Origin of the sequence: Pseudomonas sp. MAG002Y, assembly GCF_019400845.1 — a bacterium.
Taxonomy (GTDB): Bacteria; Pseudomonadota; Gammaproteobacteria; order Pseudomonadales; family Pseudomonadaceae; genus Chryseomonas; species Chryseomonas luteola.
The window spans coordinates 52,695-62,309 of the sequence record NZ_WOEJ01000023.1 but is presented as its reverse complement, the minus strand read 5'-3'; the positions used below and the strand labels follow the sequence as shown (position 1 = coordinate 62,309).

Below are 9,615 nucleotides of genomic sequence, written 5' to 3'. Positions count from 1 at the left end.
GATAGTGAAGGGTTGCGTCGCTATTGCGACCGCTTCGGTATGCAGCCGGTGATTGCCCAGCGCACGATGCACCGCAAACCCCGGCCAGGTCTACCTCGCCTGTTTAATAGACCCAAGTATTAACAGCGTAACGTGATCGAACGGCTATTCGGTTGGTTAAAGGAGAAGCGTGGGCTCTGTACTCGCTTTGACAAGCTGGCTAGCAGTTTCAAGGCCATGGTAACGCTAGCCTGTATCGAGCGATGCATGCGTGCCGACTTTTCAGACAACCCCTAGGAGTCATTCTGGTGTTTGTCCTGGGCACTATCCATAAGCGTCAGAAGAGCTTCACTAATGAAATCAGCATTTGCTGCAAGCTCTTCAAGATGCTCCATGGCACGACCTGACACATCGGTTGACCCGCGCTGATCAATCCAAATTGCAAGCTCCTCAACCGCTGCGCCGAGCGCTAATTGGTTCCGGTTCAAACGGGACAGTAACGCCACCATGATTTGTTGATCACCGTAAAGCATACCGGGCAGACTCCTGGGCTTAGGAACCATGCATCGCTTGAGTAACGTAACCTCTATATGCACCTTAGGCCATACTTTGAAGATATTACGCTCTATTTCGACATAGCCCATGTTTTTATTTTTACAATTAGGCCCGCAAGCCAGCTTAGACCAGGCTTAATGACACACTTCTCAAAAAGGTCAAAGATTTATACCTTATTTGAGAAATGTATTAAATCTTTACATAAACTTACGCATACCTTTACGTTCATTGCTATTTAATTGAGCTCGACGCAACGCCTGACGAGGTGCTGTGTTGCCAGGGACGGCCATACCACTCTGCAACAGCCATAGCCGTTTCCTTGCGTCTCCTGTTGTGGAGTGGCCTTATAAGTTTCTCCTCGTAGACTTCTATTCAGCGAAACGTTTATGCTTATCTGCTGTGGTCAGAAGTTATGTCCTACTGATTTACTTGAAACAGGCTCCAGCTACGAACATGGTTCGCTGGGCAAATTTGATTTGTTGCCTACCAAGTCAATAGATTGCTTGGACGGTGTTTTACTCGGTTGTTTATCTTTGGTATATAATCACGCTTTTCAGCTCGCCTCCAATAATGCCTGATTTCGGTCGCCACCGCTCATGGACACTATGTTAAAAGTTTAGATACAATTGCGTTACATAAGAAACTAACTGGGCGTTTTCTGAAACTCTAATTATACTTTTATAGCCTTCAAGGTTCCTGTGAGTTAGCTCGCCGCTTTATATGTCTCGCTGTATTCATAGGAAGCAAGCTCAATATTCCCTCAGATCCGCCAGAGGGCCTATTTAATCCTCATCAGCTGGTCTACTATGCGTCCTCCAGCAAAACCCTTAGGAAGGAGCACTAATACTTGCTCGGTACGTTTAAGGCCCAACAACCAATATCGCTAGTCATTAGGCATGATTGTTACCAGTTAAATTACCTGAAACTATCCTTTCTAAACCACCTCATGATGGCGGCCGGTAAATATACAATTTAGTTATAGAAAGACATCTATATACTTTATATTAAGCCTGCATCCGAAAGATGCCTGAAGCAGCTAAGCCACTATCAATTGTGACGCTAATGGGGTAAAAAAGCTCGCACTTTTCTATAAAATCAAGCTCAAAGATTAACTGCTAAGGGACTGAGACGCTTAAAGCTTATAATCAGTAGTTCGCCGGACATGACTCATTTGTCAAAAACAACGCGAGCTCACCTAAGTATAAAAAATTTATCTCGGCACACATTATCTCTATAAGCACATCTAGAGCTGATTAATAAAGTAACAGCACTTGCAATGGAGTAGGGTTTAGCTTATGTCTAAAGTAATAATTTTGGCCCACTGGCTAGAGCCTGAGACATATCATTTCCATTGCGCGCAGACGCAATGGACGAATATGCGCCAATTAACTTATTTACACCAACTCGCCTGATCAAATATTTTTATTTATAAAATATTTTTGCCAGAGCAGTTATAGGTCTTCCGTACAAGTCAGATAAGCTTTTTAAATTCCGTTCGGCTAGCGCTGCTGTGCCCATTTGGGGAATCCTCAAAATACCGAAGCAATATATCGGCTATAGAAAGAAATGAAGTGTAGAGAGACTCAAACAGAACCCCTGCATACCTCTCATCATCAAATGATCATTAATATGTAATACATAAATCTGGTCTGTATCGCCTTTGGAAATTTACCTCAAAGCGACAGTCCCATCATCGGTCCCGTATAACTGCAGGCACAGTTATGCCACAATATGCCTAATGTCGGGAACGAATCCCGCTTTCATCACCGGTCAGCTGGGTCATAGCGTTCAACTGCTGCTATCGCCTTACGCCACTGGATCTCTTCACAATCAGACTGCAACGAGCTGGCAAAACTTCAAATTGGCCTTGAATCGGTCCTCGCCTCGCTTATGACAGTCTGGACACCGCGACAGGTAAGACTCTTGATCTCCACCGCAAATATCACCATGCAGTTCGGGGCAAAGCCCCTGTTTGAAAATGTTTCAGTCAAATTCGGCAATAGCAACCGTTACGGCCTGATCGGCGCGAACGGTTGTGGCAAGTCGACCTTCATGAAGATTCTGGGTGGTGATCTGGAACCGTCAGCGGGTCAAGTCATGTTGGAGCCGAATACTCGTCTGGGTAAGCTGCGCCAAGATCAGTTCGCCTATGAGGAGTTTACCGTCATCGATACGGTCATCATGGGGCACACCGAGCTGTGGAGGATTAAAGCCGAGCGTGATCGCATTTATGCACTTCCGGAAATGTCGGAAGATGACGGCATGGCGGTTGCCGAGCTTGAAGTTCAGTTTGCCGAAATGGATGGCTACACAGCCGAATCACGTGCTGGCGAACTACTGCTCGGGCTCGGTATTCCTCTTGAACAGCATTTTGGTCTCATGAGTGCCGTATCGCCAGGCTGGAAGCTTCGCGTGCTTCTCGCGCAGGCGCTGTTTTCAGATCCAGACGTGTTGCTGTTGGACGAACCCACCAACCACCTGGATATCAACACAATCCGTTGGCTCGAAGGTGTACTCACTGCGCGTAACAGCACCATGATCATCATTTCGCACGATCGCCACTTTCTTAACAGCGTCTGCACGCACATGGCCGATCTGGATTATGGTGAGCTGCGTCTGTTTCCTGGCAACTACGACGAATACATGACGGCCGCTACCCAGGCGCGTGAGCGTTTGCTGTCTGATAATGCAAAGAAAAAAGCACAGATTGCTGAGCTTCAGTCCTTTGTCAGCCGTTTCTCGGCTAACGCCTCCAAAGCAAAGCAAGCTACAAGCCGAGCACGCCAGATCGACAAAATTCAGCTTGAAGAGGTAAAGCCTTCCAGCCGGGTAAGCCCCTTTATTCGCTTCGAACAGACTAAGAAACTGCATCGCCAGGCTGTAACGTTAGAGAACGTTGCCAAGGGCTATGACGGCAAGCTGCTTTTTGACCGCTTGAGTCTTCAGATTGAAGCCGGTGAGCGCGTAGCCATTATCGGACCGAACGGGATTGGTAAAACCACCCTTCTCCGCTGCCTTGTCGGCGAGTTGCCTGTCGATAAAGGTGAAGTCAAGTGGACAGATAGCGCGGAGGTTGGCTACTTCGCCCAGGATCATGCTGAGGATTTCGAAGACGATATCAACCTGTTCGACTGGATGGGTCAATGGACCCAGGGCGGAGAACAGCTGGTACGTGGAACGCTAGGTCGGATGCTATTCTCCAACGATGACATTCAGAAGTCTGTAAAAGTCATCTCGGGTGGCGAACAGGGTCGCATGCTGTTTGGCAAGCTTATCCTCAAAAAGCCTAACGTATTGGTAATGGACGAGCCGACAAACCACTTGGATATGGAGTCCATCGAAGCCTTGAACCTGGCGCTCGAAAACTATCCCGGCACACTGGTTTTTGTCAGCCACGACCGCGAATTTGTGTCCTCGCTCGCCACCCGTATTGTTGAGTTGACCGAAACAGGTATTACTGACTTCAGTGGTACCTATGATGATTACCTGCGTAGCCAAGGTGTAATTGTCTAGGCAAATGTAGCCTTTAGTATATAACGCTACAAAAAGCGGTGAGATTTATTAAAAGTCCACCGCTTTTGGGTTTTATCCTGAGCTCCGCGCTTGTATCATCCGCCATGCTTTTCCGATTCGCCCATGAAACGGATATTTCAAGCATGTTCCGGTATGTCCGGCTGTTGAAAAGAGAAAATGCCTTTTCCTACGTCGCTCACCTCATCGAGTCGTTGTGTACTCGATCCTTCCATCAGGCAGCCATGATGCCTGACCGCAGCGATATTCTTCGTTTCCTTAAGCATCGCCGCCGACTGTCTTCAACAAAATTATCTGTCAGCATTGTTAGTCTGCTTACGATCTGGCTTAAGATTGTTTATAACGTATTTCCGTTTGTGTTTTATGCCTCAAGCCCCATATGGATAAGGTGTGGCTTTGCATCGCGTCACAGCCAGATGCGCCTGGCACGCGGGCTCGAGGTATCTGAACTAGGTAATGCAGGCTCAAGTCATAAAAGGCTTGGCTTTTATAATTCAAGAATGACCTTGTGCTTCAGGAGTACCATTAATGACCCAACGTGGTAGCGGAGAGTCGGATCTCGTTTTCGTGGGAGCCGGCATCATGAGTGCGACGCTTGCTGTCATGCTCAAGGAACTTGACCCCTCATTGAATGTGGAAGTTCTAGAGCTACTCAGTTCCGGCGCCGCCGAAAGTTCCAACCCTTGGAACAATGCCGGCACAGGTCACGCAGCACTTTGCGAGCTGAACTACACCCCGGAAGGCAAGGACGGTACGGTAAACATTACCAAGGCCATCGATATCAACATCATGTTCGAGACGTCCAAGCAGTTCTGGACCTACCTTGTCGAACAGGGCCATTTCGATTCGCCTAGAAGCTTTATCAACCCTGTTCCTCACTTAAGCTTTGTCCGCGGCGATAAGGATATTTCGTTCCTGCGCAAGCGCTTCGAAGCGCTGTCGGCGAACCCCTTGTTTGCCGGGATGGAATACACTGAAGATCGTGCAAAGCTTGAGGAGTGGATGCCCCTGATGATGAAGGGACGCACCACGAATGAAAAGATCGCGGCGACACGCACTGAAAGCGGTACCGACGTGAACTTTGGCGCACTGACCACTAACCTGCTCCATCACCTGACTAAGCAGCCGGGCACCAAGATTACCTATAACCAGAAGGTTACCGATCTGCATCGCGAGCCTGACAATCGCTGGCGACTGACCATCCAAGATACCCAGACCGGCGCAACTCGCACCTTACGGGCCCGGTTTGTTTTTCTTGGCGCAGGCGGCGGTGCTCTACCACTCCTGCAAAAATCCGATATACCGGAAAGCCACGGTTATGGCGGTTTCCCGGTGAGCGGTCAATGGCTGCGCTGTGACAAGCCGGAAGTGGTCAGTCAGCATCAGGCCAAGGTGTATGGCAAGGCAAGCGTAGGCTCGCCCCCCATGTCCGTACCCCATCTGGATACGCGTGTCGTGGACGGCAAGAAATCTCTACTGTTTGGTCCATTTGCAGGCTTCACAACGAAATTCCTGAAGCAAGGCTCCTTTATGGACCTGCCTAAATCCATTCGAGCCAACAATCTGGGCCCCATGCTGGCTGTGGCACGGGATAACATGCCCTTGACCAAGTATCTGATCGGTCAGGTCATGCAGACGTTCGACCAGCGTATCGAGGAGCTTCGGGGCTTTTATCCAGAAGTGGACAAGAATGACTGGCGCCTTGAGATTGCAGGTCAACGCGTTCAGATCATCAAGAAAGATCCCAAGACGGGCGGCACTCTGCAGTTCGGAACGGAAATAGTGTCGGCACAGGACGGATCGATTGCAGCGCTACTGGGTGCCTCTCCAGGCGCGTCGACGTCAGTCTCGATCATGCTTACGCTCATTCAGCGCTGCTTCCCTGAGCAATACAAGAGTGAGGCCTGGCAGGCTCAGTTATTGAGGATGTTCCCAGCACTCAATGGTTCGCTGGATAAGGACCCTGAGCTGCTTCAGCGCGTGCGTTCACACTGTAATGAAGTTTTGCAACTCCGATAATATCGGTGAAAGAGGACGTGTTGAGCACGTCCTCTTAGAATAATTAGAATATTTAGCTAGCGTGTATTCACTGGACAACCGTCCACCCCGCCCCGAATACCGCCTCAGTGACTGTCGAATGCCATGAGAAACTCTTCCATGGCATTCGATTCGCGACCTTACTCAAGCCACTGCAGACGTCCAATCCACCCAGCCAAACTTCCAGGTTGCCAGGATCAGCAGACCAAAGACGATCCGATACCAGGCGAACATCGCATAACTGTGGTTACCAATAAATTTCAGGAGACCACGCACGGCGATCATCGCGAAAATAAAGGACGTGATGAAACCGATAGCGAATACAGGTAGGTCACTGGGCTGAAAAAGATCCCTGTACTTGTAGCCTGAATAGACCGCGGCGCCGACCATGGTAGGCATGGCGAGAAAGAATGAAAACTCGGTTGCAGCTTTTCGAGAAAGGCCGATCAGCAAACCACCAATAATGGTAGACCCCGAACGGGAAGTACCTGGGATCATAGCCAAGCATTGAATGCAGCCAATCTTGAGCGCATCGACCCAGGTCATGTCATCGACATGATCGATATTCGTGTTGTGTTGGCGCCGCTCCGCCCACAGCATGATCACCCCACCAATAACCAGTGCCATGGCTACCGTGATGGGATTGAACAGGTATTCATGGATCGCATCGGCAAAGGCAACGCCCAGAATGACGGCTGGAAAGAAGGCTACCATCAGATTTACGGTAAACCGTTGAGCTTCTCGTTGGCGGGGCAAGCCGACCACGACATCGATGATCTTGCGGCGAAACTCCCAAACGACAGCCAAAATCGCACCCAACTGAATAATGATGTTGAACGCCATGGCTCTATCGCCACCAAATCCCAACAGGTCGGCCACAATAATCTGGTGACCTGTACTTGAGATCGGCAGAAACTCGGTCAAGCCTTCTACGATGCCCAAAATTAGCGCCTGGATGGCACTCCATAGATCCATTCGTTTCTCCATATAGCTGCCGAGGTAGCAGCGCTAGCTTGCTTATTCAATTGGGGGAGTCAGGTCTACAACCGGAACGCCGTGAACAATACCAGGCCTTACTTTTCGTTGGCATACGTTCAATAAAACGGAGCGATACAACTGAAGGTAAGATACGGTCCCTGTCCGACATATTTTCCCAGGGTGCTTAGGGTGTCTTCTTTTGAAATAGTTGCAGCCGTTTTAGGCGTTATCGCGGTCTGGCTCACGGTTCGGCAAAATGTTTGGGCCTGGCCGGTCGGATTAGTCATGGTCGTGATGTATGCCTGGGTCTTTTATGATGTCAAACTGTACTCAGATATGCTGCTTCAGGGCGTTTATGCCGTTCTGCAGCTCTATGGCTGGTGGCAGTGGGTCAAGGGCGGACAAGATCATCAAGGACGACACGTCACTCGTCTTTCAAATGCAGCTCTGCTGGGTAATCTGCTGGTAGGTGCTCTCGGGACAATTGCCTTAGGTTATTTAATGAGCACCCATACCGACGCAAGCCAGCCCTGGCTGGATGCGGGGCTGACCAGCTTTAGCCTGGTTGCTCAGCTCTGGATGGCACAGAAGCGGGTCGAATGTTGGGTGCTTTGGTTCGTAGTCGATGTAATCTACGTTGCGCTCTTTATCTACAAGGCCCTCTACCTGACCGCCCTGCTCTATGTACTGTTTGTTGGTTTGGCCGCGCGCGGCTGGTTTGTATGGCGACGTGAGGTAGCAACCGTATGAAGGTGATCGTACTGACAGGCCCTGAATCCACTGGCAAGTCATGGTTGGCTCAAACGCTCAAAGACAATCTGGACGGAATGCTGGTAGGCGAATATGTGCGGGAATACTTTGCTACGCTAGGGCGCGATACTACCTACGAAGACATCACCCCTATCGCGCGTCGTCAGCTTGAACATGAAGACGCAGCACGCCAGCAGCGCCCCGCTCTTCTGATCCTAGATACTCATCTCTTAAGCAACATCTTGTGGAGCCGCTTTCTATTCGATGATTGCCCGGACTGGCTGGAAGCTGCATTGCTTGCGCGCCACTACGATCTTCATCTGCTGCTGGACCCGCGGGAAGTACCCTGGAGCAACGACGGACAACGCTGCCAGCCCGACATGCGAGACCGCCTGGCCTTTTATGAGGCTTGTAAAACGTGGCTGGATAACCATAAGCAAACCTATCGGTGCATCGGAGGCAACTGGGCGAATAGACAACGCCTGGCCTTGCAATATGTCACTGAGTTGCTGGAAGGTTAGCGTACCTGCATGTCTATCCAGTAAAATGATGAAATCATTTGGAGGCCCTATGCCAGACGACGATTTCTCATCATTCGCCAGTGAAATGCGAGGCGTTCGACGCTTGGTAGATGACCATGCAGACACCGGTAAACCGCGCACGGATCGTCAGCAGGTCGTCAAGCGTCGTGAAGCCGCCATACAGTCAACGGCAGCTATCAAGGTTGATGGGTTGTCTGATCAGTTCATCATCGACGTGGGGGCTGAAGACGAGCTTTACTGGGCACGTGATGGTGTTCAGGATAGCCAGATTCGTAAGCTCAAGGCCGGACAGATTCCGTTTGACGGCAGCCTGGATTTGCATGGCATGACGGTAGAGAAAGCGCGCGCGACACTGTGGGACTTTATCGCTGAGGCAACGAAATTCGAAGTTCGCTGCGTTCGCATTACTCACGGGAAGGCAGCGCGCCTTGATGGACGACGTCCGCTCATCAAGAGTCATGTCAACACTTGGTTGCGTCAACATTCTCAGGTGCTGGGCTTTGTGTCTTGCCAACCGCGCCATGGCGGTACTGGCGCCGTCTATGTACTGCTTAAACGAACCATGCTGGAAGGTCGGGACGAATAACCTAGCTTTCCAGTCAGAATTGATTTTAATCGCCGCAGCCCCTACTCTCCTCATCCCGCATCGCTGCGGTGTCAATATCCATAGGAATTACCATGTCATTGGAACAACACTACTCCGCCATTCTTTCTCAGTTAGGCGAGGATGTTTCCCGGGAAGGCTTGCTGGATACGCCCAAACGTGCCGCCAAAGCCATGCAGTACCTGTGCAAAGGCTACAACCAGACGTTGGAAGAAGTGGTTGGAGATGCGCTGTTCACTTCAGACAATAGCGAGATGGTACTGGTCAAAAACATCGAGCTGTATTCGCTGTGCGAGCACCATATGCTGCCCTTTATCGGCAAAGCTCACGTAGCCTATATGCCAAGCGGCAAGGTGCTGGGCTTGTCCAAAGTTGCCCGCATCGTTGATATGTACGCGCGCCGCCTGCAGATTCAAGAAAACATGACCCGTGAAATTGCCGAGGCGATTCAGAAAGTCACCAACGCGGCGGGTGTAGCGGTAGTCATCGAGGCTCAACATATGTGCATGATGATGCGCGGCGTCGAGAAGCAAAACTCATCGATGGTTACTTCCGTCATGCTTGGCCAGTTCCGTAGCAACGATGCAACACGCGCCGAGTTCATGGGCCTTATTAACCGATAAGTCTGATGCTCGTGAA

General features: G+C 50.2%; 9 protein-coding genes and 2 pseudogenes. 8 read left to right on the top strand and 3 right to left on the bottom strand.

From position 1 onward, the window contains the following. A pseudogene (locus tag GM154_RS23440) lies at positions 1–276 on the top strand (transposase); the annotation flags it as partial. Here GM154_RS23440 and GM154_RS23435 read toward each other — a convergent pair. Next, entirely contained in the window at positions 273–512 is a 240-nt protein-coding gene (locus tag GM154_RS23435; RefSeq protein WP_019365576.1) for a hypothetical protein, read from the bottom strand. The pseudogene GM154_RS23440 and the gene GM154_RS23435 overlap by 4 nt on opposite strands. Positions 513–2,233: 1,721 nt before the next feature. Between GM154_RS23435 and GM154_RS25760 the strand changes: the two are divergent. Then, a pseudogene (locus GM154_RS25760) lies at positions 2,234–2,412 on the top strand (site-specific integrase); the annotation flags it as partial. Here GM154_RS25760 and GM154_RS26110 read toward each other — a convergent pair. Further along, positions 2,365–2,475 (bottom strand): hypothetical protein, encoded by a 111-nt coding sequence (locus GM154_RS26110; RefSeq protein WP_369690089.1) that lies wholly within the window; start codon positions 2,473–2,475, stop codon positions 2,365–2,367. The pseudogene GM154_RS25760 and the gene GM154_RS26110 sit on opposite strands and share 48 nt — an antisense overlap. On the opposite strand from GM154_RS26110, the gene GM154_RS23425 reads away from it, so the two are divergent. Then, positions 2,458–4,047, top strand: a complete 1,590-nt coding sequence (locus GM154_RS23425) for an ABC-F family ATPase (protein ID WP_219653541.1) — start codon at positions 2,458–2,460, stop codon at positions 4,045–4,047. The two genes, GM154_RS26110 and GM154_RS23425, sit on opposite strands and share 18 nt — an antisense overlap. A gap of 546 nt (positions 4,048–4,593) precedes the next feature. Next, the gene (mqo, locus tag GM154_RS23420) at positions 4,594–6,084 is read left to right on the top strand and encodes a malate dehydrogenase (quinone) (protein ID WP_073450725.1); all 1,491 of its coding nucleotides are present in this window, start codon (positions 4,594–4,596) and stop codon (positions 6,082–6,084) included. A 162-nt stretch (positions 6,085–6,246) separates the two neighbouring features. On the opposite strand, the gene GM154_RS23415 is transcribed toward mqo, so the two are convergent. Next, entirely contained in the window at positions 6,247–7,077 is an 831-nt protein-coding gene (locus GM154_RS23415) for an undecaprenyl-diphosphate phosphatase (protein WP_010798420.1), read from the bottom strand. A 192-nt stretch (positions 7,078–7,269) separates the two neighbouring features. Between GM154_RS23415 and pnuC the strand changes: the two genes are divergently transcribed. The 4 genes from pnuC (at position 7,270) to folE (ending at position 9,599) form a co-directional block, all read left to right on the top strand. Next, positions 7,270–7,830, top strand: coding sequence for a nicotinamide riboside transporter PnuC (gene pnuC / locus GM154_RS23410; RefSeq protein ID WP_037030284.1), 561 nt, complete (start codon positions 7,270–7,272; stop codon positions 7,828–7,830). Beyond that, entirely contained in the window at positions 7,827–8,351 is a 525-nt protein-coding gene (locus GM154_RS23405) for an AAA family ATPase (RefSeq protein ID WP_074826676.1), read from the top strand. The genes pnuC and GM154_RS23405 overlap by 4 nt, the downstream gene beginning before the upstream one ends. 49 nt (positions 8,352–8,400) lie before the next feature. Then, the gene (locus tag GM154_RS23400) at positions 8,401–8,958 is read left to right on the top strand and encodes a Smr/MutS family protein (RefSeq protein ID WP_010798423.1); all 558 of its coding nucleotides are present in this window, start codon (positions 8,401–8,403) and stop codon (positions 8,956–8,958) included. A gap of 92 nt (positions 8,959–9,050) precedes the next feature. Next, positions 9,051–9,599, top strand: a complete 549-nt coding sequence (gene folE / locus GM154_RS23395; protein WP_010798424.1) for a GTP cyclohydrolase I FolE — start codon at positions 9,051–9,053, stop codon at positions 9,597–9,599. Positions 9,600–9,615 lie beyond the last annotated feature (16 nt).